This window comes from Streptomyces sp. NPDC001493, assembly GCF_053597235.1.
In genome coordinates this window covers 48,641-69,367 of the sequence record NZ_JBSFHV010000015.1, presented here as the reverse complement: position 1 = coordinate 69,367, position 20,727 = coordinate 48,641, and the positions used below count along the sequence as shown (strand labels likewise).

Genomic DNA, 20,727 nt, shown 5'->3' with positions numbered 1-20,727 from the left:
GCACGCGGTTGCAGAGATTCACCCGAGGGTGGCGAGCGCCTTCGTGATGAGAGTGCGGGCTTCAGCTCCCCGCACAGCCGTCCTGGCCAGTTCGGAGAAGGCTCGGAGGTACGTGGAAATCTCGCCCGGTGCGGTCAGGTTGATCTCCGCAGTCAGGGTCTCGACTGCCACCTGCCGATCGTCGAAGGCGTAGAAGGCTTCGAGCGGCCAGACAGTGCGGCGGGCTCTCGCCGGGATGATGCCGAGAGATACGTTCTGCTGCCCCATCACCGAGAGCACGTGCTCAAGCTGGGCCGCCATTGCGGCATCGTCGCTCACCCGGTAGTAGAGAACCGTCTCTTCGAGTACCAGGGCGAACCGATGGTCTCCCTCCCGGATGACGCGGGACCTTTGCATGCGGGCCCGTACGGCCTCGGCCACATCGTCGGGCGTCCCCTGGAAGGCAGTGATGGACCGCAGAAGTCCTGTCGCGTAGCCGGGAGTCTGGAGCATCCCCGGCATCAGGTTGGATGCGTACACGCGAAAGGAGCGGGTTCGCTGGTACAGAGGGACGGTCTGCTCGTGGATCCGTCGCATCCCGTCTCGATGGATCTGCCGCCACTCGACGTACATCGACTCTGCGTTTCGGGACGCGGCGATCAGATCAGCCGCCTGGTCACCGGCCCCGCAGGCAGCGCACCAGGCACGGATGTCCGCGTCCGAGGGAGGCGTTTTCCCCCGAGCGATCCGGGACGACTTCGACTTGTGCCAGCCGCACCGAACGGCCAGTTCATGCCCTGTCAGGCCGGCGTCCTGCATGAGGCCCTGCAAGCGGGTAGCCACTGAGGCTCGTGCCGCTTGGGCGCTGGAGAGTGGAGAAGAGGGCATGAGCCGGCCGGTCAGGAATCAGACGGTGTACTTCTCGTGCGGGACGGCTCGTTCCCACACCGCTTCGAACGCCGACGCGCACAGTTCGGCTACGACAGGATCCTCCGTCTGGTCCGTGTGGACCCAGCGGCCGACCCCGTCGAAGATGTTGAACTGCACGAGTCGGCCGTCGAACAGCCAGAAATCGTTGCCCGGAAGCGCAAGGTCCGAGGCGCTGCGACGAGGCAGCCAACGGATCTGTTCCCCGGCCGCGACGTTCGTGAAGGTGCCCGAGTGCTCGAAGGCGATGTATTCGCTGACGGGCTCCGAGATGATGCGGGCCCGTCGGATCACAACCCCCTTGGCCGTGACCTCCTGCACGAGGTCGAGCCAGGGGCGCCACCAAGAAGCCGGGTCCTCCGTGGAGAGCCGGTGTCCCTGCTTCCACGCGGCGAAGCCATCGATCTCGTTTTCGACGCCGTACGTATCGCGCATCTCAAGGTGGACGGCTGACTCCCGCACGGACCTGATGAGGTCGGAAAAGTCAGTCAGACTCTGCGACACGAAGCGCCTCCCGGAGAAGCGGGACCATCCGCTTCGGAACTCTGATCACCGATTCATGTCCGGGGATTCGCACATCCTGCGAGCTTTCGCTCACGGTCTGCTCGTCGGCCGTCCACCCTTGAATCACCAGGTCCTTGGACTCTTGGTCCACCCATACGGCGGGTGATCCGTGGTCGCCGGACTCGGGATCTTTACCGACGAAACGTAGGGCCATGGCGCCCCTCCCGTCCAACTCGTCGCGCCTGGTTGCGCGCTCTCCACTTTGTCGGAATCGGTAGGCCGGGAAGGCCCGTTCGCGCTGATCCACACCCTCAAGAGGCGCTCGGCCACGCTTCCGAAGCACGGAGCTGCCCGGGCGCACGCTGTTTCGACCGGTCCTCGGCCGTCAGCCGGCGGTGAGAATCTCCACCCCGATCTCCGCCACGATCTGCTCGATCACCGCGTTGCCAGGATCGGCGTCGGTGATCAGCCCGGTGACCCGCTCCCAGGGGAGGACGCGGAACTGCGAGGCGGTGCCGATCTTCTCCGAGGACGCCAGGACGTACGTGTCCGCGGCCCGCGCCGAGAGGGCGCGCTTCATCGCCGCCTCCTCGGCGTCCCCGGTCGTCAGTCCCGCCTCGGGGTGTACGCCGGTGACGCCGAGCAGGCAGAGGTCGGCGGAGACGTTCTGCGCGGCCTCCACCGCCGCCGCGCCGCAGGTCACCGCCGAGTGCTTGAAGACTCGGCCCCCGAGCAGGAAGAGCTCCGCGCGCGGGTGGTCGAGCAGGGCCACGGCGATCGTCGGGCTGTGCGTGATCACGGTGCAGGCGAGATCCGTCGGGAGCGCGCGGGCGACGGCGAGGGCCGTGGTTCCGCCGTCGAGGATCAGTGAGCCGCCCGGCCGGACCAGGCCTGCGGCGACCGAGGCGACCTTCGCCTTGCCCTCCGAAGCAACGCTCTGCCGGGCCTCGTAGTCGACCACCGCCGGGGACACGGGCAGCGCACCGCCGTAGACCCGCTGGCACAGTCCCTGGGCCGCGAGGTCGCGCAGGTCGCGCCGCACGCTGTCCTCGGAGATCCCCAGTTCGGCGGCGACGTCCTTGGCGACGATCTTGCCCTCGCGGGCGAGCAGACCGAGCAGATGGGCGTGTCGTTCAGCAGCCAGCATGCGCACTCTCTCCTGTTCTTGCACGTTTCTGCATGTAGTGTAGCCGTCATGACCAGCAAGATGACCGATAAGCCACTACTCGTCCTGATCGCCGGTCCCTACCGCTCCGGTACCGACGGCGACCCGCAGGCCATGGCCGACAACCTCGCCCGCCTAGAAGCTGCCGCCTGGCCGGTCTTCGCCGCCGGGCACGTCCCCGTCATCGGCGAGTGGATCGCCCTGCCCGTACTGCGCTCCGCCGGTGCCGGTCCCACCGACCCGCTGGCGGACGAGGTCCTCTACCCGACCGCGCACCGCCTGCTCGCCCACTGCGACGCCGTACTCCGGCTGCCCGGGGAGTCCGCCGGAGCCGATCAGGACGTCGCCACCGCCCGGGGCCGTGGCCTGCCCGTCTACTTCGAGGCGGGCGAGATCCCCCGCCGTACGACGGGCGAGGCCGCATGACCGCCCGCCCCGGCATCGACACTCCCGACCATCGGGGCCGTATCGGCCTCGATCGGGCGGGGCGCGGCCTGGACCGCAATCCTGACGTTGTGGTCCAGGCCGTCGAACTCACCTCCCGGGGCTGGCACGTCCTGCGCCGCACCACCTTCGACTACCGCCGCCGCGACGGGCGTTGGGAGACGCAGCAGCGCGAGACGTACGACCGGGGCAACGGCGCCGTCGTCCTGCCGTACGACACCGAGCGGGGCCGCGTGCTGCTCACCCGGCAGTTCCGGTACCCCGCCTACGTCAACGACCACCCCGACGGCATGCTCGTCGAGGCCGCCGCCGGGCTGCTCGACGAGGACGATCCGATCACCGCCGTCCGGCGCGAGGCGGCCGAAGAGCTCGGAGTCACCCTCGGCCCGCTCACGCACGTCTTCGACGCGTACATGAGCCCCGGGTCCGTCACCGAACGGCTCCACTTCTTCGCGGCCCCGTACGCGGCGGCCGACCGGACCGGGGTCGGCGGGGGAGTGGAGGAGGAGGGGGAGGACATCGAGGTCCTGGAAGTGCCCTTCACCGAAGCCCTCGCCATGACCCGGGACGGGCGCATCGCCGACGGCAAGACGATCATGCTGCTGCAATGGGCGGCGCTGGACGGGCCGTTCGCCCGGAGGTATCAGCCCCGGCAGCGGCCGGGCCAGGGGTGACCGGCGGGCGGGCGGAAACGCGGAGGGTGCGGTTCCTTTGAAGGGAAGCACACGACATCGGCTTGCTTGCGGATGAGCGTGGAGCCTGTCAGGGTCCGGGCGTGACCGTACTTCTGGGCGACAAGGACAGGTTCGCTGCTGAGGTCGGTGAGTGGGAGCACTCACTGCGCCGGGTGGACCTGTGGACGGCGGGGCAGTGGCTGACCTGCGACGACAACATGGCGCTTGTCGGGCAGTTCCGCTCCGACGTGGTGGAGACGGTGGCGTGGTTGCGCTCCGGAGCCAGCTCGCCGTTGCCGTTCGACGGCCTGTCCCCGGAAGCCACCCATCGGCGTCTCATGCACCGTGCGGGCGCTGATGACGAGACTGAAGAGGAGTACCGGCTCCGCAGCCGGTTCCGGGTCTTGAGCTGGGGGCCCACCACCGACAACGTGACCGCTCATCTCTTCGGGGACGCGGACCGCTTGGTGCTCACTCTTCAGTTCTGGCGCGAGGAGCACCTGGTCAGGCAGCCAGACCATGCGGGCAGGGTTTTCGTGGCGGAGGTCCCGACCGAGGAGTTCGTCGGGATCCTTGAGGACCTTGCGGCCGTGCTCGACGGCAGCCGGGGTCCGGGCCGGCCTTGAGCGCTGAACTGCCCGGGCACTGACGGCCTGTATTCCTGGCTGATGGGTCTCTACCGTGATGGTGGAGGAGGGCTGGTGGATGGGCTCACTGTTCGAGGAGTTGGAAGCCCGGGAGGCCGGAGGCCGAAGTCCCAGACCTGGCCGCACCGACCGCGACCGCCTCTTCCCCGGTTGCGCCACCGACGGCACGCCCCGTAAGTCATAGTGAAAGCAAGGGAGTTGACCGGGTGGAGCTTTCATGATCGTGCAGGCGTACGTCGGAGCCGGGGACGTGACCACTCCGGCGATCGCAACACTGCGGGCTCGGATCTCGCAGGCGATAGACGAGACGGCGGAGGCCACCGCTCTCGACCATCTCAAGGTCTGGCTGCAGATGCCGACTGATTCCCTCATTACGGAAATGCTGGACAGGGACTGCGAGGTGCGCGCCAAGAAGGTGGGTGACCGGCTCAGTTCCGATCAGGGGAGGCATTACAACCCCGCGGATCTGGCGGTGGCGCCGGACATCGCGGTCAAGTGGGCAGGGATCGGCGAGATCCTGCACGGCGACCGCGCCGTGATCCTGAAGGGGCCGCCCGGGCACGTGGGCGGAGAGAAGAGCGCTTTCCTCGCCAAGAACGGGATCGGCTTTCACGTCATCGTGCTTCTGGCCACCGGGCAGGAGCCCGACGGAAGCCCCTTCTTTCTGGGTTTCGACCCGGACGTCAGCGCCACGACGGAGTCCCGGCGGGCGTGGGGTCCTGTCGCCCTCGGCGGCAAGGGCACCGTCGCGAAGGTGTCGGCGTTCACTGACGCGAAGTGCACCGAGGTCATCAAGAACATGATCCTCGGCACGTCTCCGGACGGATTCGGCCCGCTGGTCCGCAAGTACTACGTCGACACGACGGCGGCATTCCCCGCGGTCGTCCACGCCTGAGGGCTGTCGCGCCCGCACTCCGCCGCTGGTGAGCACGGTGCGTGCCGGTGCGCGCCGACCACCCCCGTCACGGGGGCCCGGTGCGCTCCCGGGCCGAAGCCGCAGCCGTGACAGCCGCCTGCCGTCGATCGCTGTCCACCCGCCCTCGGCCCTACTCTGCCCGCTCCGCGCCCAACTCCGGCGCGGACTTGGACCGTTCGTTCGCCTCCGTAGTCCGGAACGCGGCCTCCCACGCCCCGGCGAGGCCGTCCCGGGCGGCCTCCAGCCCGGCGGCCGTGTTGCCCCCGGGTACGGCGACCCGGTCCACCACCTCCTCCAGCGAGGCGCCGTCCCCGAGCAGCCGGCTCAGGGCGTGCAGGCTCTGCGCGACGAGGGCCTCGGCCAGCTCCCTCGGCAGCGGGGCGCCCCGTACCTCCTGGGCGTCGACCATGGCCCGCGCGGCACCGGCCAGCAGGGCCGGACCGCAGGACGCGAGGTCGGTCGCTGCCCGGCCCTGGCTCTCCTCGATCACGAACGGCGTCGAGAAGGCCCGGAGCAGGGCGAGCAGGTCCTCGGTGGCCTCGGCCGAGAGGCGCGGGCCGGGGACCAGCAGGGTCGCCCCGGCCCCCTTCTCGTTGCCGACGCTCGGGATCAGCTTGGCCACCGGGCCGGGGACGGCCTCCGCGAGGGTGTGGAGCGGCAGACCGTTGTTGACGGTGATCACGAGGTGCCGCGCGGTGAGCCGGGGCCGCAGCTCGGCGAGAACGGCCGGCAGCTCCGCGTTCCGTACGCACAGCACGATCACCTCCACGTGCCGGGCCAGCTCCGCCAACGGCAGGACCGTCGCGGCGGGCACGGCTTCCCGGAGCCGCGCCACACTGGCCGGGGACCGGCCCGCCGCGAACAGCAGGCCCGGCGCCACCGCCATACGGAAACCGGCCGCCAGGGTCAGCCCCATCCGGCCGAGACCCACCACGCCCACTGCTCTGTACTCGCTCATGGCGGTCAGCCTTCCAGACGCGAGGGCCACGTCTTCGGCGTCCCGGTGGGACAGGCCCGGCCGGGACGCGTGCGGGGCGTCAGTCCTCCGCGAAGAGATCCTGTGCCGTGGTGGCGGTGAGGGCGTGGTCGAACCAGCGGCGGAGCGTGTCGGGGTCGGTGCATCCCGCGATACGGCGGGTGTCCTCCGGGGAGAGCGTGATGCCGCGCTTGCCGAGTGTCAGCAGTACGAACTCCGCTTGAGCCTCGACGCGTCCCTCTTCCCGCCCCTCCTCCCGCAGCCGCTGGCTGGTCTCCGAGCGGAAGAATGAGAGATCGGCTCCCATCAGGTCCCTCCAGATCTTCGCAGCCGGGGTACCCCCCAGGCCGAGTTCGGTCAGCTCTCCGAGGATCATCGCGGTGTCCGGGTCGACGGTCTTCAGGGCGCCCGCCAACGCGGTCAGTATCTCCACCGCATACGGCTTCTTACCATGCGTAATCGCCGAGAACGCGGCGAGCGGGACATCTCGGGCCGCAGCCGCGAGGTCTCGCACCACCGGCACGTTGTGCGGCCCCAGTACCAGCGGCCGGACGGTCAACGAGGGCCAGGTCGGCGGCCCGATACGCAGCGGCCCCTCCGCCCAGCGGGCGGTCGACTCCTCCTGGCAGACGACGAGGAGCACCGGGTCGAGCCGGTACTTCGCGTACAGATGGGCCAGGTAGTACGCCCAACTCCCGTGCTTGTCCGGGTCCTTCCTGCTCTGAGCCTCGACCGCCAGCAGGTATCCGCCGCCGTCCGCCGTGTCCAGCCGCAGCAGGGTGTCGAGCCGCCGCTCCAGCGGTTTGATCTCCGTGAGGTCGGTCGGGAGCTGGGACACCGCCACCGGCTCGGGGAGCCGCACGCCCAGGGCCCGGAAGGAGCGGGTGAAGATGCCCGGGTCCTCCTGGAAGATGCGGTGCATCGCCTCATGGGGGGAATTCACCATGAGGCGGACGGTACGTACCGGGGCCCGCGCACGGACCCACACGTACCCCCGTTCCCTCGCACGCGTGAAGCCCGTCACCGCGGGGTTGACGGGGCTCGACGGGGCCGGGAAGGGCCCGCCGGGGCGTGCCCGCGTTTGAGCATTCGACCGCGGGGGGTAAGATCCTCGGCCGATTGGCCAGGCCCGCTTTCCGTGTGGCACACTGGCCAGGTTGCTCGGTTGAGTGTCAATGCTGCGCGCCTCCCGCCGGGAGGACCGGAAGCGAGTCCCACAGTACTCGTCGGCCCTATAAGGGTCGGAAGTACGGGAATCTTCCGGGAAGCGTCAGTGGGGCACAGACCAGGCACCCGGTGGGCGTTCCGCCCCGATCTGCTCTTCATTGAGCGCAGCGTGGTCCTTGGGCCCGCACCCCCTTGGTTGGGATCTCCTTCGGGAGATTTTCGTAGAGGGGATGCGACACGCCCGACCGCGTGGGTCGGATGCGGAGGTCAGGAGAACCCCCGGGTTCCAGAGCGTTTCGAGAGACAGGACTACTAGTAGCCATGGCGGGACAGAAGATCCGCATCCGGCTCAAGGCCTACGACCACGAGGTCATCGACTCCTCGGCGAAGAAGATCGTCGAGACGGTGACCCGCACTGGTGCGTCGGTCGCGGGCCCGGTGCCGCTGCCCACTGAGAAGAACGTGTACTGCGTCATCAAGTCGCCGCACAAGTACAAGGACTCGCGCGAGCACTTCGAGATGCGCACGCACAAGCGCCTCATCGACATTCTCGACCCCACGCCGAAGACGGTTGACTCGCTGATGCGTCTCGACCTTCCGGCCGGCGTCGACATCGAGATCAAGCTCTGAGGTGACGCGCGAGATGGCTAAGAACATTAAGGGCGTCCTGGGCGAGAAGCTCGGCATGACCCAGGTCTGGGACGAGAACAACCGGGTCGTCCCGGTGACCGTCGTCAAGGCCGGGCCCTGTGTCGTCACCCAGGTCCGCACCAACGACAACGACGGCTACGAGTCGGTCCAGATCGCCTTCGGCGAGATCGACCCGCGCAAGGTGAACAAGCCCCTCAAGGGCCACTTCGCCAAGGCCGACGTGACCCCGCGCCGCCACCTGGTGGAGCTCCGCACCCCTGACGCCAGCGAGTACACGCTGGGCCAGGAGGTCACTGCCGAGGTGTTCGAGTCCGGCGTCAAGGTTGACGTCACGGGCAAGAGCAAGGGCAAGGGCTTCGCCGGTGTCATGAAGCGTCACAACTTCAAGGGCCTCGGTGCCGGTCACGGCGTCCAGCGCAAGCACCGTTCCCCCGGTTCGATCGGTGGCTGCGCCACCCCTGGGCGTGTCTTCAAGGGCATGCGCATGGCCGGTCGGATGGGTAACGAGCGCGTCACCACCCAGAACCTGACCATCCACGCGGTTGACGCGGAGAAGGGTCTGCTCCTCATCAAGGGCGCGGTCCCCGGTCCGAACGGCGGCCTCGTACTGGTCCGTACCGCGGCCAAGGGGGCTTGAGGTAATGAGCACCATTGACATCCTTTCGCCGGCAGGCGACAAGGCCGGTACCGTCGAGCTCCCCGCGGAGATCTTCGACGCGAAGACCAGCGTTCCGCTGATCCACCAGGTCGTTGTCGCACAGCTGGCTGCTGCCCGTCAGGGCACGCACAAGACCAAGCGTCGCGGCGAAGTCCGTGGTGGTGGCCGCAAGCCGTACCGCCAGAAGGGCACCGGCCGCGCCCGCCAGGGTTCGACCCGCGCGCCGCAGTTCGCCGGCGGTGGCGTCGTCCACGGCCCGCAGCCGCGTGACTACTCGCAGCGCACCCCGAAGAAGATGAAGGCCGCCGCCCTCCGCGGTGCCCTCTCGGACCGGGCGCGTCACTCCCGCATCCACGTCATCACCGGCGTGGTCGAGGGTGGAGTCTCCACCAAGGCCGCCAAGACGCTGTTCGGCAAGATCTCGGAGCGCCCCAACCTGCTCCTGGTCGTCGACCGCGCCGACGAGGCCGCGTGGCTCTCCGCGCGCAACCTGCCCCAGGTGCACATCCTGGAGCCGGGCCAGCTCAACACGTACGACGTGATCGTCTCTGACGACGTGGTCTTCACCCAGGCCGCTTTCGAGTCCTTCGTGTCTGGCCCCCAGACCGCTGAGACCGAAGGGAGCGACGCCTGATGAGCGAGGCGACCGTTACCAGCAAGACGTACTCGGACCCGCGCGACATCCTCGTGAAGCCGGTCGTGTCCGAGAAGAGCTACGCGCTGCTCGACGAGAACAAGTACACGTTCATCGTCGCGCCGGGCTCCAACAAGACCCAGATCAAGCAGGCCGTCGAAGCGGTCTTCTCGGTCAAGGTCACCGGGGTCAACACGATCAACCGTCAGGGTAAGCGCAAGCGCACCAAGACCGGTTTCGGCAAGCGCGCCAACACCAAGCGCGCCATCGTGACCCTCGCCGAGGGCGACCGTATCGACATCTTCGGCGGCCCGACCTCCTGACGGAGGTAGGGACGTCCAGGATCCGGAATATTTCCGAGGACTGAGAAAACATGGGTATCCGCAAGTACAAGCCGACGACGCCGGGCCGTCGTGGCTCCAGCGTCGCCGACTTTGTCGAGATCACGCGGTCCACGCCGGAGAAGTCGCTGGTCCGCCCCCTGCACAGCAAGGGCGGCCGTAACAACGCCGGTCGTGTGACCGTTCGCCACCAGGGTGGTGGCCACAAGCGCGCCTACCGCGTGATCGACTTCCGTCGTCACGACAAGGACGGCGTGCCGGCCAAGGTCGCGCACATCGAGTACGACCCCAACCGCACCGCGCGCATCGCGCTCCTGCACTACGCGGACGGCGAGAAGCGTTACATCGTCGCCCCGAAGGGCCTGAAGCAGGGCGACCGTGTCGAGAACGGCCCGACCGCCGACATCAAGCCCGGTAACAACCTGGCGCTGCGCAACATCCCGGTCGGTACGACCATCCACGCCATCGAGCTGCGGCCCGGCGGCGGCGCGAAGTTCGCCCGTTCCGCGGGTGCCTCCGTGCAGCTGCTGGCGAAGGAGGGCACGATGGCCCACCTTCGTATGCCCTCCGGTGAAATCCGGCTGGTCGACGCCCGCTGCCGCGCCACCATCGGCGAGGTCGGCAACGCCGAGCAGTCGAACATCAACTGGGGCAAGGCCGGCCGCATGCGCTGGAAGGGCGTTCGCCCGACCGTCCGCGGTGTCGCGATGAACCCGGTTGACCACCCGCACGGTGGTGGTGAAGGCAAGACCTCCGGTGGACGTCACCCGGTCTCGCCGTGGGGTCAGAAGGAGGGTCGTACTCGCTCGCCGAAGAAGGCATCGAGCAAGTACATCGTCCGCCGCCGCAAGACGAACAAGAAGCGCTAGGAGCGGGTTTAGATGCCGCGCAGTCTCAAGAAGGGGCCCTTCGTCGACGGACACCTCATCAAGAAGGTGGACGTACAGAACGAGGCAGGCACCAAGAACGTCATCAAGACCTGGTCCCGTCGCTCGATGATCGTCCCGGCCATGCTGGGGCACACCATCGCGGTGCACAACGGCAAGATCCACGTCCCGGTGTTCGTCACCGAGTCGATGGTCGGCCACAAGCTCGGCGAGTTCTCGCCGACTCGCACCTTCCGCGGCCACGTCAAGGACGACCGGAAGTCGAAGCGCCGCTAGCGCGGGGTGGAAACGACTATGACTCACACCGAAGGGACAACCATGGAAGCCAGGGCCCAGGCGCGGTACATCCGCGTCACGCCCATGAAGGCCCGCCGAGTGGTGGACCTCATCCGTGGCATGGATGCCACGGAGGCTCAGGCGGTCCTGCGTTTCGCCCCGCAGGCCGCGAGCGTGCCGGTTGGCAAGGTGCTTGACAGCGCCATCGCCAACGCTGCACACAACTACGACCACACCGACGCCTCTTCGCTGGTCATCAGCGAGGCGTACGTGGACGAGGGCCCGACCCTGAAGCGGTTCCGTCCGCGTGCTCAGGGCCGTGCCTACCGGATCCGTAAGCGGACCAGCCACATCACCGTGGTCGTCAGCAGCAAGGAAGGAACCCGGTAATGGGCCAGAAGGTAAACCCGCACGGGTTCCGACTCGGCATTACCACGGACTTCAAGTCCCGTTGGTACGCCGACAAGCTGTACAAGGACTACGTCAAGGAAGACGTCGCCATTCGTCGCATGATGACGAAGGGCATGGAGCGCGCCGGCATCTCGAAGGTTGAGATCGAGCGCACCCGCGACCGCGTCCGCGTCGACATCCACACCGCTCGTCCGGGCATCGTCATCGGCCGCCGCGGCGCCGAGGCCGACCGCATCCGCGGCGAGCTGGAGAAGCTGACCGGCAAGCAGGTCCAGCTGAACATCCTCGAGGTCAAGAACCCCGAGGTTGACGCTCAGCTGGTGGCCCAGGCCGTCGCCGAGCAGCTCTCCTCCCGCGTCTCCTTCCGTCGCGCCATGCGTAAGAGCATGCAGAGCTCGATGAAGGCCGGCGCCAAGGGCATCAAGATCCAGTGCGGTGGCCGCCTCGGCGGCGCCGAGATGTCCCGCTCGGAGTTCTACCGCGAGGGCCGCGTGCCCCTGCACACGCTCCGCGCGAACGTCGACTACGGCTTCTTCGAGGCCAAGACGACCTTCGGCCGCATCGGCGTGAAGGTCTGGATCTACAAGGGCGACGTCAAGAACATCGCCGAGGTCCGCGCCGAGAACGCTGCTGCCCGCGCCGGCAACCGCCCGGCCCGTGGCGGCGCTGACCGCCCGGCCGGCCGTGGTGGCCGCGGTGGCGAGCGTGGCGGTCGTGGACGCAAGCCGCAGCAGACCGGCTCGGCAGCGGAGGCCCCCAAGGCCGACGCTCCCGCCGCCGCTGCTCCGGCTGCTGAGAGCACCGGAACGGAGGCCTGACCGAAATGCTGATCCCCCGTAGGGTCAAGCACCGCAAGCAGCACCACCCGAAGCGCAGCGGCATGTCCAAGGGTGGCACGCAGGTTGCGTTCGGCGAGTACGGCATCCAGGCGCTGACCCCGGCGTACGTGACGAACCGCCAGATCGAGGCAGCTCGTATCGCGATGACCCGCCACATCAAGCGTGGCGGCAAGGTCTGGATCAACATCTACCCGGACCGTCCCCTGACGAAGAAGCCCGCCGAGACCCGCATGGGTTCCGGTAAGGGTTCTCCCGAGTGGTGGATCGCGAACGTCAAGCCGGGTCGGGTGATGTTCGAGCTGTCCTACCCGAACGAGAAGATTGCTCGTGAGGCGCTTACCCGCGCTGCTCACAAGCTTCCGATGAAGTGCCGGATCGTTCGGCGCGAGGCAGGTGAGTCGTGATGTCGGCCGGTACCAAGGCGTCCGAGCTGCGCGAGCTGGGCAATGAGGAGCTCCTCAACAAGCTCCGCGAGGCCAAGGAAGAGCTGTTCAACCTCCGTTTCCAGGCGGCGACGGGACAGCTCGAGAACCACGGTCGGCTCAAGTCCGTCCGTAAGGACATCGCCCGGATCTACACCCTGATGCGCGAGCGCGAGCTGGGCATCGAGACGGTGGAGAGCGTCTGATGAGCGAGAAGACTGTGACTGCTGAGACGAACACCGACCGCGGTTTCCGCAAGACCCGCGAGGGTCTGGTCGTCAGTGACAAGATGGACAAGACCGTCGTCGTCGCTGTCGAAGACCGCGTGAAGCACGCTCTGTACGGCAAGGTCATCCGCCGTACGAACAAGCTCAAGGCTCACGACGAGCAGAACACCGCCGGCGTCGGCGACCGCGTCCTCATCATGGAGACGCGTCCGCTGTCCGCCTCGAAGCGGTGGCGCATCGTCGAGATCCTCGAGAAGGCCAAGTAATTCCTGAGGGGGATTCCCCTCAGGCAGGTTCCGCCAGGCTCGGTGGGGTCCGTTCCGGAGACGGAGCGGCCCCCGCCGGGAACCGGCAGACGATCAGGAGATAGACGTGATCCAGCAGGAGTCGCGACTTCGCGTCGCCGACAACACGGGTGCGAAGGAAATCCTCACCATCCGTGTTCTCGGTGGTTCGGGTCGCCGCTACGCGGGCATCGGTGACGTCATCGTCGCCACCGTCAAGGACGCGATCCCCGGTGGCAACGTGAAGAAGGGTGACGTCGTCAAGGCCGTCATCGTTCGCACCGTCAAGGAGCGTCGTCGTCAGGATGGCTCGTACATCCGCTTCGACGAGAACGCAGCCGTCATTCTGAAGAACGACGGCGACCCCCGCGGCACCCGCATCTTCGGCCCGGTGGGCCGGGAGCTGCGCGAGAAGAAGTTCATGAAGATCATCTCGCTCGCGCCGGAGGTGCTGTAAGCATGAAGATCAAGAAGGGCGACCTGGTTCAGGTCATCACCGGTAAGGACAAGGGCAAGCAGGGCAAGGTCATCGTGGCCTACCCCGCTCAGGACCGCGTCCTCGTCGAGGGTGTCAACCGGGTCAAGAAGCACACCAAGGCCGGTCAGACGGCTCGCGGTTCGCAGACCGGCGGCATCGTCACCACCGAGGCCCCGATTCACGTCAGCAACGTTCAGCTGGTTGTGGAGAAGGACGGCAACAAGGTCGTCACCCGCGTCGGCTACCGCTTTGACGACGAGGGCAACAAGATCCGCGTTGCCAAGCGGACTGGTGAGGACATCTGATGACTGCCACCACTGCGCCGCGTCTCAAGACGCGCTACCGCGAGGAAATCGCCGGCAAGCTGCGTGAGGAGTTCTCGTACGAGAACGTCATGCAGGTTCCCGGCCTGGTCAAGATCGTGGTCAACATGGGTGTGGGCGACGCCGCCCGCGACTCCAAGCTGATCGACGGCGCCGTGCGCGACCTCACCACGATCACCGGCCAGAAGCCTGCCGTTACCAAGGCCCGCAAGTCCATCGCGCAGTTCAAGCTGCGCGAGGGCCAGCCGATCGGCTGCCACGTCACCCTCCGTGGTGACCGGATGTGGGAGTTCCTGGACCGTACGCTGTCGCTCGCGCTGCCGCGTATCCGTGACTTCCGTGGCCTGTCGCCGAAGCAGTTCGACGGCCGTGGTAACTACACCTTCGGTCTCACGGAGCAGGTCATGTTCCACGAGATCGACCAGGACAAGATCGACCGGGTCCGGGGCATGGACATCACCGTGGTCACCACGGCGACCAACGACGACGAGGGTCGTGCCCTCCTTCGTCACCTCGGCTTCCCGTTCAAGGAGAACTGACCGTGGCGAAGAAGTCCCTGATCGCTAAGGCTGCCCGCAAGCCGAAGTTCGGCGTTCGCGCGTACACGCGTTGCCAGCGCTGCGGCCGCCCGCACTCCGTCTACCGCAAGTTCGGCCTGTGCCGCGTGTGCCTTCGTGAGATGGCTCACCGTGGCGAGCTGCCGGGCGTGACCAAGAGCTCCTGGTAACTTCCCCTCGCCCCCTGGGCGTTGGGAACACCTTGAGACTCTCGGTAAGCATCTGGTCGGCAGGAGCCCCTCCTTTCATGCCGTAGGCTTGAAGGGTTGGGCGCCTGCCGCCCAAGACCGACTTACTACGCCGTAGGTCCCCGCACCGCACCCGTCCCGCCACTGAGTGGGGAGAGGGATGGCGCATACAGGAAACCCCGGCGAGAGAGGCCGAAGGCCAACTCATGACCATGACTGATCCGATCGCAGACATGCTCACGCGTCTGCGCAACGCGAACTCGGCGTACCACGACTCCGTCGTGATGCCGCACAGCAAGATCAAGTCGCACATCGCGGAGATCCTCCAGCAGGAGGGCTTCATCACCGGCTGGAAGGTCGAGGACGCCGAGGTTGGCAAGAACCTCGTTCTCGACCTGAAGTTCGGTCCGAACCGCGAGCGCTCGATCGCCGGCATCAAGCGAATCTCGAAGCCGGGTCTGCGTGTATACGCAAAGTCCACCAACCTGCCGAAGGTCCTCGGCGGCCTGGGCGTGGCGATCATCTCCACGTCCCACGGTCTCCTGACCGGCCAGCAGGCCAGCAAGAAGGGCGTAGGTGGGGAAGTCCTCGCCTACGTCTGGTAGTCGGGAATCGGAGGAATAGCTCATGTCGCGAATCGGCAAGCTCCCCATCCAGGTTCCCGCCGGTGTGGACGTCACCATCGATGGCCGCACGGTCGCGGTGAAGGGCCCCAAGGGTTCCCTCACGCACACCGTTGCCGCGCCGATCGAGGTCACCAAGGGTGAGGACGGCGTTCTGAACGTCGTCCGCCCGAACGACGAGCGTCAGAACAAGGCCCTCCACGGCCTGTCCCGCACGCTGGTGGCGAACATGATCACCGGCGTGACCCAGGGATACAGCAAGGCGCTCGAAATCAGCGGTGTCGGTTACCGCGTCCAGGCGAAGGGCTCCAACCTGGAGTTCGCCCTGGGCTACAGCCACCCGATCCTCATCGAGGCTCCGGAAGGCATCACCTTCAAGGTCGAGTCGCCCACGAAGCTCAGCGTCGAGGGCATCGACAAGCAGAAGGTCGGCGAGGTAGCCGCCAACATCCGCAAGCTGCGGAAGCCCGACCCGTACAAGGCCAAGGGCGTCAAGTACGCGGGCGAGGTCATCCGCCGCAAGGTCGGAAAGGCTGGTAAGTAGCCATGGCATACGGCGTGAAGATCGCCAAGGGCGACGCGTACAAGCGCGCTGCCCGCAAGCGGCGCCACATCCGCGTCCGCAAGCACGTCTCCGGTTCGCCGGAGCGTCCCCGCCTCGTCGTGACGCGTTCCAACCGTCACATCGTGGCCCAGGTCATCGACGACATCGCGGGCCACACGCTCGCGTCGGCGTCGACCCTGGACGTCTCCATCCGTGGTGGCGAGGGTGACAAGAGCGCTCAGGCCCAGCAGGTCGGCGCCCTGGTCGCCGAGCGCGCCAAGGCCGCAGGCGTCGAGGCCGTCGTGTTTGACCGCGGTGGTAACCAGTACGCCGGGCGGATTGCCGCTCTGGCTGACGCCGCCCGTGAAGCCGGGCTGAAGTTCTAAGCCCCGGTTCCTACGCACAGCGGACGTAACAGAGAGAGGTAATTCCAATGGCTGGACCCCAGCGCCGCGGAAGCGGTGCCGGTGGCGGCGAGCGGCGGGACCGGAAGGGCCGTGACGGTGGCCCCAGCGCCGCCGAGAAGACCGCGTACGTTGAGCGCGTTGTCGCGATCAACCGCGTCGCCAAGGTTGTGAAGGGTGGTCGTCGCTTCAGCTTCACCGCGCTGGTCGTGGTGGGCGATGGTGACGGCACCGTCGGTGTCGGTTACGGCAAGGCCAAGGAAGTTCCCGCGGCCATCGCCAAGGGTGTCGAGGAAGCGAAGAAGTCCTTCTTCAAGGTTCCGCGCATCCAGGGCACGATTCCTCACCCGATCACGGGCGAGAAGGCTGCGGGCGTCGTCCTGCTCAAGCCTGCTTCCCCGGGTACCGGCGTTATCGCCGGTGGTCCGGTGCGTGCCGTGCTCGAGTGCGCCGGCGTCCACGACATCCTGTCGAAGTCGCTCGGTTCTTCCAACGCGATCAACATCGTGCACGCGACCGTGGCGGCCCTCCAGGGCCTGCAGCGTCCCGAGGAGATCGCGGCCCGCCGCGGTCTGCCCCTCGAGGACGTCGCCCCCGCGGCTCTGCTTCGTGCCCGTGCCGGGGCTGGTGCGTAATGGCCAGCCTCAAGATCACGCAGACGAAGTCGTACATCGGCAGCAAGCAGAACCACCGCGACACCCTGCGTTCGCTCGGGCTCAAGCGCCTGCACGACGTGGTTGTCAAGGAGGACCGCCCCGAGTTCCGCGGAATGGTTCACACCGTCCGCCACCTCGTGACGGTTGAGGAGGTTGACTGACATGGCGGAGAACAGCCCGCTGAAGGCCCACAACCTCCGGCCTGCCCCGGGCGCCAAGACCGCCAAGACCCGTGTGGGTCGTGGTGAGGCGTCCAAGGGTAAGACCGCAGGTCGTGGTACCAAGGGAACGAAGGCTCGTTACCAGGTTCCGCAGCGCTTCGAGGGTGGCCAGATGCCCCTCCACATGCGCCTGCCGAAGCTCAAGGGCTTCAAGAACCCGTTCCGCACGGAGTACCAGGTCGTGAACCTGGACAAGCTCGCGACGCTCTACCCCGAGGGTGGAGAGGTCACGGTGGCCGACCTGGTCGCCAAGGGTGCCGTGCGCAACAACCACCTCGTCAAGGTCCTCGGACAGGGCGAGATCTCCGTGGCGCTGCAGGTTTCGGTTGACGCCGTCTCCGGCTCCGCCAAGGAGAAGATTGCCGCCGCCGGCGGCACCGTCACCGAGCTCGTCTGAGACAACTCGGACAACTCGATGTACTGAACACCCGACCGGGGATGCCTCTTCAAGAGGCATCCCCGGTTGGTCGTTCCTAGGGGGGCATGGTCGCCGGTAAGGTGGCGTTCGTTGTGTGTGCTATCCCCTCGGGCACTCGCCCTGGGACACTTTGACTTTTCTGTATCCGTCGAACCTCAAGACCGTCACCTCTACGCATAGCGCGGGGGTCGCAGGAGGCACCGTGCTCACCGCGTTCGCCCGGGCGTTCAAGACGCCCGACCTGCGCAAGAAGCTGCTCTTCACGCTCGGCATCATCGTTCTCTATCGGCTCGGGGCACACATCCCCGTACCGGGAGTGAGTTACGAGAACGTCCAGACCTGTATCGACCAGGCCAGCAAGGGCAACAACAGCCTCTTCGGTCTGGTCAACATGTTCAGCGGTGGTGCACTGCTGCAGATCACGATCTTCGCGCTCGGCATCATGCCGTACATCACGGCCAGCATCATTCTTCAGCTGCTGACCGTGGTCATCCCCCGACTGGAGGCCCTCAAGAAGGAGGGACAGTCCGGGCAGACCAAGATCACCCAGTACACGCGTTACCTCACGGTCGCGCTGGCCATCCTCCAGGGCACCGGCCTGGTGGCGACCGCCCGCAGCGGCGCGCTCTTCAGCAGCTGCTCGGTGGGCGACCAGATCGTCCCCAACCAGTCGATCTTCACCACGATCGTCATGGTCGTCACGATGACGGCCGGCACCGCCTGTGTCATGTGGCTCGGTGAGCTCATCACCGACCGCGGCATCGGCAACGGCATGTCGATCCTGATGTTCATCTCGATCGCCGCCAGCTTCCCGAGCGCCCTGTGGGCCATCAAGGAGAGCGGCAAGCTCGCCGACGGCTGGATCGAGTTCGGCACCGTCATCCTCATCGGCATGGTGATGGTCGGCCTCGTCGTCTTCGTCGAGCAGGCCCAGCGCCGCATCCCGGTGCAGTACGCGAAGCGCATGATCGGGCGCCGTTCCTACGGCGGTACGTCCACGTACATCCCGCTCAAGGTGAACCAGGCGGGCGTCATCCCCGTCATCTTCGCCTCGTCGCTCCTCTACATCCCGGCCCTGATCGTCCAGTTCTCCAACTCCAACGCGGGCTGGGCGAACTGGATCAAGGACCACTTCGTCAAGGGCGACCACCCGTACTACATCGCGTCCTACTTCCTCCTGATCGTCTTCTTCGCGTTCTTCTACGTGGCGATCTCGTTCAACCCCGAAGAAGTAGCCGACAACATGAAGAAGTATGGTGGGTTCATCCCGGGTATCCGGGCAGGTCGACCTACAGCCGAGTACCTGAGCTACGTGCTCAACAGGATCACTTGGCCGGGCTCGCTGTACCTGGGCCTGATCGCTCTGGTGCCGACGATGGCGTTGGCAGGCTTCGGCGGTGCGAACCAGAACTTCCCGTTCGGCGGGACGAGCATCCTCATCATCGTGGGTGTGGGTCTGGAAACCGTGAAGCAGATCGAGAGTCAGCTCCAGCAGCGCAATTACGAAGGGTTCCTCCGCTGATGCGAATCGTCCTCGTCGGGCCTCCTGGTGCCGGCAAGGGAACGCAGGCCGCGTACCTTGCCAAGAACCTGTCGATTCCGCACATCTCCACGGGCGACCTCTTCCGCGCCAACATCAGCCAGGGCACCGACCTTGGCAAGCAGGCCCGGTCCTACATGGACAAGGGTCAGCTGGTGCCGGACGAGGTGACCATCGCGATGGCCAAGGACCGCATGTCCCAGCCGGACGCGGTGGGCGGCTTCCTCCTCGATGGCTTCCCGCGCAACGTCGGCCAGGCCGAGGCGCTGGACGAGATGCTCAAGAGCGAGGGCCTCTCCCTCGACGCGGTACTCGACCTTGAGGTCCCCGAGGACGAGGTCGTCAAGCGGATCGCGGGCCGCCGCATCTGCCGCAACGACAGCTCGCACGTCTTCCACGTCGTGTACAACCAGCCGAAGACCGAGGGCGTCTGCGACGCCTGCGGCGGCGAGCTGTACCAGCGGGACGACGACACCGAGGAGACGGTCCGCACGCGTCTCGAGGTCTACCACTCGCAGACCGAGCCGATCATCGACTACTACCGCGAGCAGGGACTGGTCGTGACCGTCCCCGCCCTCGGCAAGGTGGCCGAAGTGACCGAGCGGGCCATGGCGGCGCTCAAGTCCGACGAGGGCTGAGCACCACCCACGCAGTACCTTCCACAGCCGGCCGCGGTGCCCCAGGGCGCCGCGGCCGGCTGTTTGTCGCCGTATCGTGGAATGACGGTTCAGCCCCCGTTCCCCGCGACGGCCCCGTCCCCCAGACGCAGACGCAGAGAGGCGCCCAGCAATGGTGCAGATCAAGACCCCGGAGCAGATCGCCAAGATGCGTGAGGCGGGCCTCGTGGTCGCCGCCATTCACGCCGCCACCCGTGAGGCCGCCGTACCGGGAGCCTCCACCCATGATCTGGACCAGGTCGCACGCAAGGTGATCGCCGACCACGGGGCGAAGTCGAACTTCCTCGGGTACGGCGGGTTCCCCGCGACCATCTGCACCTCGGTGAACGAGGTCGTCGTCCACGGCATCCCGGACGAGAAGACCGTCCTCAAGGACGGCGACATCATCTCCATCGACTGCGGCGCGATCGTGGACGGCTGGCACGGCGACGCCGCGTACACCGCCTTCGTGGGCACCGGACACGCTCCGGAGCTGATCGAGCTCTCCCGGGTGACCGAGGAGTCGATGTGGGCCGGTATCGCCGCGATGAAGGTGAACAACCGCCTGGTCGACATCTCCAAGGCCATCGAGGGCTACATCCGCCGCCAGCCCCGTCCGGCCACCGGCAAGTACGGGATCATCGAGGACTACGGCGGCCACGGCATCGGCACCGAGATGCACATGGACCCGCACCTGCTGAACTACGTCTCCCGCAAGCGCGGCAAGGGCATCAAGCTGGTCCCCGGCGTCTGCCTGGCGATCGAGCCGATGGTCTCGCTCGGCACCGCGCAGACGAAGGTGCTCAGCGACGACTGGACCGTGCTCACCACCGACGGCAGCTGGTCCTCGCACTGGGAGCACTCCATCGCGCTGACCGAGCAGGGCCCGCTGGTGCTGACCGCCCCCGACGGTGGCCGGGAGAAGCTCGCCCAGTACGGCGTCGAGGCCGCCCCGGACCCGCTGGCCTGAGCGCCGGCCGATCCCCTCGCCCGTTCGGGCATAAGGATCACGGCCGGTGGGCAAACTTGACGGATTCGTCTTTTGGGGTCCGCTGACGTAGACTGACTCGTCGGCTCTCGTGCATCCGTG

At 67.0% G+C, this 20,727-nt stretch carries 33 protein-coding genes; 28 read left to right on the top strand and 5 right to left on the bottom strand.

All coding sequences use genetic code 11. The features are described 5' to 3' along the window. Positions 1-18 precede the first annotated feature (18 nt). From ACWCWD_RS21705 to ACWCWD_RS21695, 3 genes are all read right to left on the bottom strand, one after another. A complete protein-coding gene (locus ACWCWD_RS21705) occupies positions 19-867 on the bottom strand; it encodes a helix-turn-helix domain-containing protein (protein WP_450774629.1) in 849 nt (282 codons plus the stop codon). A gap of 18 nt (positions 868-885) precedes the next feature. After that, on the bottom strand, positions 886-1,410 hold the full coding sequence (locus ACWCWD_RS21700) for a DUF6879 family protein (RefSeq protein WP_450774627.1): 525 nt from the start codon (positions 1,408-1,410) through the stop codon (positions 886-888). Between the two features lie 385 nt (positions 1,411-1,795). Continuing rightward, positions 1,796-2,557 (bottom strand): DeoR/GlpR family DNA-binding transcription regulator, encoded by a 762-nt coding sequence (locus ACWCWD_RS21695; RefSeq protein WP_450774625.1) that lies wholly within the window; start codon positions 2,555-2,557, stop codon positions 1,796-1,798. A 60-nt stretch (positions 2,558-2,617) separates the two neighbouring features. On the opposite strand from ACWCWD_RS21695, the gene ACWCWD_RS21690 reads away from it, so the two are divergent. The 4 genes from ACWCWD_RS21690 (at position 2,618) to ACWCWD_RS21675 (ending at position 5,235) form a co-directional block, all read left to right on the top strand. Further along, positions 2,618-3,001 carry a DUF4406 domain-containing protein gene (locus ACWCWD_RS21690; protein ID WP_450774825.1) on the top strand — a complete coding sequence of 128 codons (384 nt, stop codon included), beginning with the start codon at positions 2,618-2,620 and terminating at the stop codon, positions 2,999-3,001. Beyond that, the gene (locus tag ACWCWD_RS21685) at positions 2,998-3,693 is read left to right on the top strand and encodes an NUDIX domain-containing protein (RefSeq protein WP_450774623.1); all 696 of its coding nucleotides are present in this window, start codon (positions 2,998-3,000) and stop codon (positions 3,691-3,693) included. The genes ACWCWD_RS21690 and ACWCWD_RS21685 overlap by 4 nt, the downstream gene beginning before the upstream one ends. Before the next feature lie 101 nt (positions 3,694-3,794). Next, positions 3,795-4,319: a hypothetical protein gene (locus ACWCWD_RS21680; RefSeq protein ID WP_450774621.1), complete on the top strand. Its 525-nt coding sequence runs from the start codon at positions 3,795-3,797 to the stop codon at positions 4,317-4,319. A gap of 238 nt (positions 4,320-4,557) precedes the next feature. Continuing rightward, a complete protein-coding gene (locus ACWCWD_RS21675) occupies positions 4,558-5,235 on the top strand; it encodes a hypothetical protein (RefSeq protein WP_450774619.1) in 678 nt (225 codons plus the stop codon). Positions 5,236-5,386: 151 nt separating this feature from the next. Here the strand turns inward: ACWCWD_RS21675 and ACWCWD_RS21670 are convergent, their stop codons facing one another. Then, positions 5,387-6,214 carry a pyrroline-5-carboxylate reductase dimerization domain-containing protein gene (locus ACWCWD_RS21670; protein ID WP_450774617.1) on the bottom strand — a complete coding sequence of 276 codons (828 nt, stop codon included), beginning with the start codon at positions 6,212-6,214 and terminating at the stop codon, positions 5,387-5,389. A 79-nt stretch (positions 6,215-6,293) separates the two neighbouring features. Continuing rightward, entirely contained in the window at positions 6,294-7,178 is an 885-nt protein-coding gene (locus ACWCWD_RS21665; protein WP_450774615.1) for a hypothetical protein, read from the bottom strand. A gap of 542 nt (positions 7,179-7,720) precedes the next feature. Here ACWCWD_RS21665 and rpsJ point away from each other — a divergent pair. The 24 genes from rpsJ (at position 7,721) to map (ending at position 20,607) form a co-directional block, all read left to right on the top strand. Continuing rightward, entirely contained in the window at positions 7,721-8,029 is a 309-nt protein-coding gene (rpsJ, locus tag ACWCWD_RS21660) for a 30S ribosomal protein S10 (protein WP_003948644.1), read from the top strand. A 13-nt stretch (positions 8,030-8,042) separates the two neighbouring features. Next, on the top strand, positions 8,043-8,687 hold the full coding sequence (gene rplC / locus ACWCWD_RS21655; protein WP_266705248.1) for a 50S ribosomal protein L3: 645 nt from the start codon (positions 8,043-8,045) through the stop codon (positions 8,685-8,687). Positions 8,688-8,691: 4 nt separating this feature from the next. After that, entirely contained in the window at positions 8,692-9,342 is a 651-nt protein-coding gene (rplD, locus tag ACWCWD_RS21650; RefSeq protein WP_266705246.1) for a 50S ribosomal protein L4, read from the top strand. Continuing rightward, positions 9,342-9,665, top strand: a complete 324-nt coding sequence (gene rplW / locus ACWCWD_RS21645; RefSeq protein ID WP_327176189.1) for a 50S ribosomal protein L23 — start codon at positions 9,342-9,344, stop codon at positions 9,663-9,665. Before rplD ends, rplW begins: the two co-directional genes overlap by 1 nt. Positions 9,666-9,715: 50 nt before the next feature. Next, a complete protein-coding gene (gene rplB, locus ACWCWD_RS21640) occupies positions 9,716-10,552 on the top strand; it encodes a 50S ribosomal protein L2 (RefSeq protein ID WP_390960024.1) in 837 nt (278 codons plus the stop codon). A 12-nt stretch (positions 10,553-10,564) separates the two neighbouring features. After that, positions 10,565-10,846, top strand: a complete 282-nt coding sequence (rpsS, locus tag ACWCWD_RS21635; RefSeq protein ID WP_003966956.1) for a 30S ribosomal protein S19 — start codon at positions 10,565-10,567, stop codon at positions 10,844-10,846. A gap of 42 nt (positions 10,847-10,888) precedes the next feature. Beyond that, positions 10,889-11,236 carry a 50S ribosomal protein L22 gene (gene rplV / locus ACWCWD_RS21630; protein WP_004571827.1) on the top strand — a complete coding sequence of 116 codons (348 nt, stop codon included), beginning with the start codon at positions 10,889-10,891 and terminating at the stop codon, positions 11,234-11,236. Further along, on the top strand, positions 11,236-12,075 hold the full coding sequence (gene rpsC / locus ACWCWD_RS21625; protein ID WP_327176188.1) for a 30S ribosomal protein S3: 840 nt from the start codon (positions 11,236-11,238) through the stop codon (positions 12,073-12,075). Before rplV ends, rpsC begins: the two co-directional genes overlap by 1 nt. 5 nt (positions 12,076-12,080) lie before the next feature. Beyond that, positions 12,081-12,500, top strand: a complete 420-nt coding sequence (gene rplP, locus ACWCWD_RS21620; RefSeq protein WP_014047785.1) for a 50S ribosomal protein L16 — start codon at positions 12,081-12,083, stop codon at positions 12,498-12,500. After that, positions 12,500-12,724, top strand: a complete 225-nt coding sequence (rpmC, locus tag ACWCWD_RS21615) for a 50S ribosomal protein L29 (RefSeq protein WP_014047786.1) — start codon at positions 12,500-12,502, stop codon at positions 12,722-12,724. Before rplP ends, rpmC begins: the two co-directional genes overlap by 1 nt. Further along, positions 12,724-13,011, top strand: a complete 288-nt coding sequence (gene rpsQ, locus ACWCWD_RS21610) for a 30S ribosomal protein S17 (RefSeq protein ID WP_386888020.1) — start codon at positions 12,724-12,726, stop codon at positions 13,009-13,011. The genes rpmC and rpsQ overlap by 1 nt, the downstream gene beginning before the upstream one ends. A gap of 106 nt (positions 13,012-13,117) precedes the next feature. Next, positions 13,118-13,486 (top strand): 50S ribosomal protein L14, encoded by a 369-nt coding sequence (gene rplN / locus ACWCWD_RS21605; protein WP_003966950.1) that lies wholly within the window; start codon positions 13,118-13,120, stop codon positions 13,484-13,486. Positions 13,487-13,488: 2 nt separating this feature from the next. Then, entirely contained in the window at positions 13,489-13,812 is a 324-nt protein-coding gene (rplX, locus tag ACWCWD_RS21600; RefSeq protein ID WP_003966949.1) for a 50S ribosomal protein L24, read from the top strand. Next, a complete protein-coding gene (gene rplE / locus ACWCWD_RS21595) occupies positions 13,812-14,369 on the top strand; it encodes a 50S ribosomal protein L5 (RefSeq protein WP_006126888.1) in 558 nt (185 codons plus the stop codon). The genes rplX and rplE overlap by 1 nt, the downstream gene beginning before the upstream one ends. 2 nt (positions 14,370-14,371) lie before the next feature. Further along, positions 14,372-14,557, top strand: a complete 186-nt coding sequence (locus ACWCWD_RS21590) for a type Z 30S ribosomal protein S14 (protein WP_030368403.1) — start codon at positions 14,372-14,374, stop codon at positions 14,555-14,557. Positions 14,558-14,781: 224 nt separating this feature from the next. Then, entirely contained in the window at positions 14,782-15,180 is a 399-nt protein-coding gene (gene rpsH / locus ACWCWD_RS21585) for a 30S ribosomal protein S8 (protein WP_266705211.1), read from the top strand. 22 nt (positions 15,181-15,202) lie between these two features. Then, complete coding sequence (rplF, locus tag ACWCWD_RS21580; protein WP_327176185.1) at positions 15,203-15,742, top strand: 50S ribosomal protein L6; 540 nt, start codon at positions 15,203-15,205, stop codon at positions 15,740-15,742. 2 nt (positions 15,743-15,744) lie between these two features. Beyond that, the gene (rplR, locus tag ACWCWD_RS21575) at positions 15,745-16,128 is read left to right on the top strand and encodes a 50S ribosomal protein L18 (protein WP_266705209.1); all 384 of its coding nucleotides are present in this window, start codon (positions 15,745-15,747) and stop codon (positions 16,126-16,128) included. A gap of 47 nt (positions 16,129-16,175) precedes the next feature. Then, positions 16,176-16,781, top strand: a complete 606-nt coding sequence (gene rpsE / locus ACWCWD_RS21570) for a 30S ribosomal protein S5 (protein WP_266705207.1) — start codon at positions 16,176-16,178, stop codon at positions 16,779-16,781. Next, positions 16,781-16,963, top strand: coding sequence for a 50S ribosomal protein L30 (gene rpmD / locus ACWCWD_RS21565; protein WP_219611742.1), 183 nt, complete (start codon positions 16,781-16,783; stop codon positions 16,961-16,963). The genes rpsE and rpmD overlap by 1 nt, the downstream gene beginning before the upstream one ends. 1 nt (position 16,964) lies before the next feature. Next, positions 16,965-17,420: a 50S ribosomal protein L15 gene (gene rplO / locus ACWCWD_RS21560; protein ID WP_266705201.1), complete on the top strand. Its 456-nt coding sequence runs from the start codon at positions 16,965-16,967 to the stop codon at positions 17,418-17,420. 223 nt (positions 17,421-17,643) lie between these two features. Beyond that, positions 17,644-18,963, top strand: coding sequence for a preprotein translocase subunit SecY (gene secY, locus ACWCWD_RS21555; protein ID WP_327176184.1), 1,320 nt, complete (start codon positions 17,644-17,646; stop codon positions 18,961-18,963). Next, positions 18,963-19,619, top strand: a complete 657-nt coding sequence (locus tag ACWCWD_RS21550; protein WP_450774608.1) for an adenylate kinase — start codon at positions 18,963-18,965, stop codon at positions 19,617-19,619. The genes secY and ACWCWD_RS21550 overlap by 1 nt, the downstream gene beginning before the upstream one ends. Positions 19,620-19,770: 151 nt before the next feature. Continuing rightward, positions 19,771-20,607 (top strand): type I methionyl aminopeptidase, encoded by an 837-nt coding sequence (gene map, locus ACWCWD_RS21545; protein ID WP_450774606.1) that lies wholly within the window; start codon positions 19,771-19,773, stop codon positions 20,605-20,607. The last annotated feature ends 120 nt before the right edge of the window (positions 20,608-20,727 follow it).

Excerpts from the sequence above, each read along its gene's own strand:
- rpsH (WP_266705211.1), top strand. The coding sequence starts at position 14,782 with ATGACCATGACTGATCCGATCGCAGACATGCTCACGCGTCTGCGCAAC.
- ACWCWD_RS21690 (WP_450774825.1), top strand. The coding sequence starts at position 2,618 with ATGACCGATAAGCCACTACTCGTCCTGATCGCCGGTCCCTACCGCTCC.
- ACWCWD_RS21695 (WP_450774625.1), bottom strand. The coding sequence starts at position 2,557 with ATGCTGGCTGCTGAACGACACGCCCATCTGCTCGGTCTGCTCGCCCGC.
- rpsJ (WP_003948644.1), top strand. The coding sequence starts at position 7,721 with ATGGCGGGACAGAAGATCCGCATCCGGCTCAAGGCCTACGACCACGAG.
- rplW (WP_327176189.1), top strand. The coding sequence starts at position 9,342 with ATGAGCGAGGCGACCGTTACCAGCAAGACGTACTCGGACCCGCGCGAC.
- ACWCWD_RS21550 (WP_450774608.1), top strand. The coding sequence starts at position 18,963 with ATGCGAATCGTCCTCGTCGGGCCTCCTGGTGCCGGCAAGGGAACGCAG.
- rplC (WP_266705248.1), top strand. The coding sequence starts at position 8,043 with ATGGCTAAGAACATTAAGGGCGTCCTGGGCGAGAAGCTCGGCATGACC.
- rplV (WP_004571827.1), top strand. The coding sequence starts at position 10,889 with ATGGAAGCCAGGGCCCAGGCGCGGTACATCCGCGTCACGCCCATGAAG.
- ACWCWD_RS21705 (WP_450774629.1), bottom strand. The coding sequence starts at position 867 with ATGCCCTCTTCTCCACTCTCCAGCGCCCAAGCGGCACGAGCCTCAGTG.
- rplO (WP_266705201.1), top strand. The coding sequence starts at position 16,965 with ATGGCGGAGAACAGCCCGCTGAAGGCCCACAACCTCCGGCCTGCCCCG.
- ACWCWD_RS21665 (WP_450774615.1), bottom strand. The coding sequence starts at position 7,178 with ATGGTGAATTCCCCCCATGAGGCGATGCACCGCATCTTCCAGGAGGAC.
- map (WP_450774606.1), top strand. The coding sequence starts at position 19,771 with ATGGTGCAGATCAAGACCCCGGAGCAGATCGCCAAGATGCGTGAGGCG.
- ACWCWD_RS21670 (WP_450774617.1), bottom strand. The coding sequence starts at position 6,214 with ATGAGCGAGTACAGAGCAGTGGGCGTGGTGGGTCTCGGCCGGATGGGG.
- rpmD (WP_219611742.1), top strand. The coding sequence starts at position 16,781 with ATGGCCAGCCTCAAGATCACGCAGACGAAGTCGTACATCGGCAGCAAG.
- rpsS (WP_003966956.1), top strand. The coding sequence starts at position 10,565 with ATGCCGCGCAGTCTCAAGAAGGGGCCCTTCGTCGACGGACACCTCATC.
- rplP (WP_014047785.1), top strand. The coding sequence starts at position 12,081 with ATGCTGATCCCCCGTAGGGTCAAGCACCGCAAGCAGCACCACCCGAAG.
- rplX (WP_003966949.1), top strand. The coding sequence starts at position 13,489 with ATGAAGATCAAGAAGGGCGACCTGGTTCAGGTCATCACCGGTAAGGAC.
- rpsE (WP_266705207.1), top strand. The coding sequence starts at position 16,176 with ATGGCTGGACCCCAGCGCCGCGGAAGCGGTGCCGGTGGCGGCGAGCGG.
- rplB (WP_390960024.1), top strand. The coding sequence starts at position 9,716 with ATGGGTATCCGCAAGTACAAGCCGACGACGCCGGGCCGTCGTGGCTCC.
- rplD (WP_266705246.1), top strand. The coding sequence starts at position 8,692 with ATGAGCACCATTGACATCCTTTCGCCGGCAGGCGACAAGGCCGGTACC.
- rpsQ (WP_386888020.1), top strand. The coding sequence starts at position 12,724 with ATGAGCGAGAAGACTGTGACTGCTGAGACGAACACCGACCGCGGTTTC.
- rpsC (WP_327176188.1), top strand. The coding sequence starts at position 11,236 with ATGGGCCAGAAGGTAAACCCGCACGGGTTCCGACTCGGCATTACCACG.
- rplF (WP_327176185.1), top strand. The coding sequence starts at position 15,203 with ATGTCGCGAATCGGCAAGCTCCCCATCCAGGTTCCCGCCGGTGTGGAC.
- ACWCWD_RS21675 (WP_450774619.1), top strand. The coding sequence starts at position 4,558 with ATGATCGTGCAGGCGTACGTCGGAGCCGGGGACGTGACCACTCCGGCG.
- rpmC (WP_014047786.1), top strand. The coding sequence starts at position 12,500 with ATGTCGGCCGGTACCAAGGCGTCCGAGCTGCGCGAGCTGGGCAATGAG.
- rplR (WP_266705209.1), top strand. The coding sequence starts at position 15,745 with ATGGCATACGGCGTGAAGATCGCCAAGGGCGACGCGTACAAGCGCGCT.
- rplE (WP_006126888.1), top strand. The coding sequence starts at position 13,812 with ATGACTGCCACCACTGCGCCGCGTCTCAAGACGCGCTACCGCGAGGAA.
- ACWCWD_RS21685 (WP_450774623.1), top strand. The coding sequence starts at position 2,998 with ATGACCGCCCGCCCCGGCATCGACACTCCCGACCATCGGGGCCGTATC.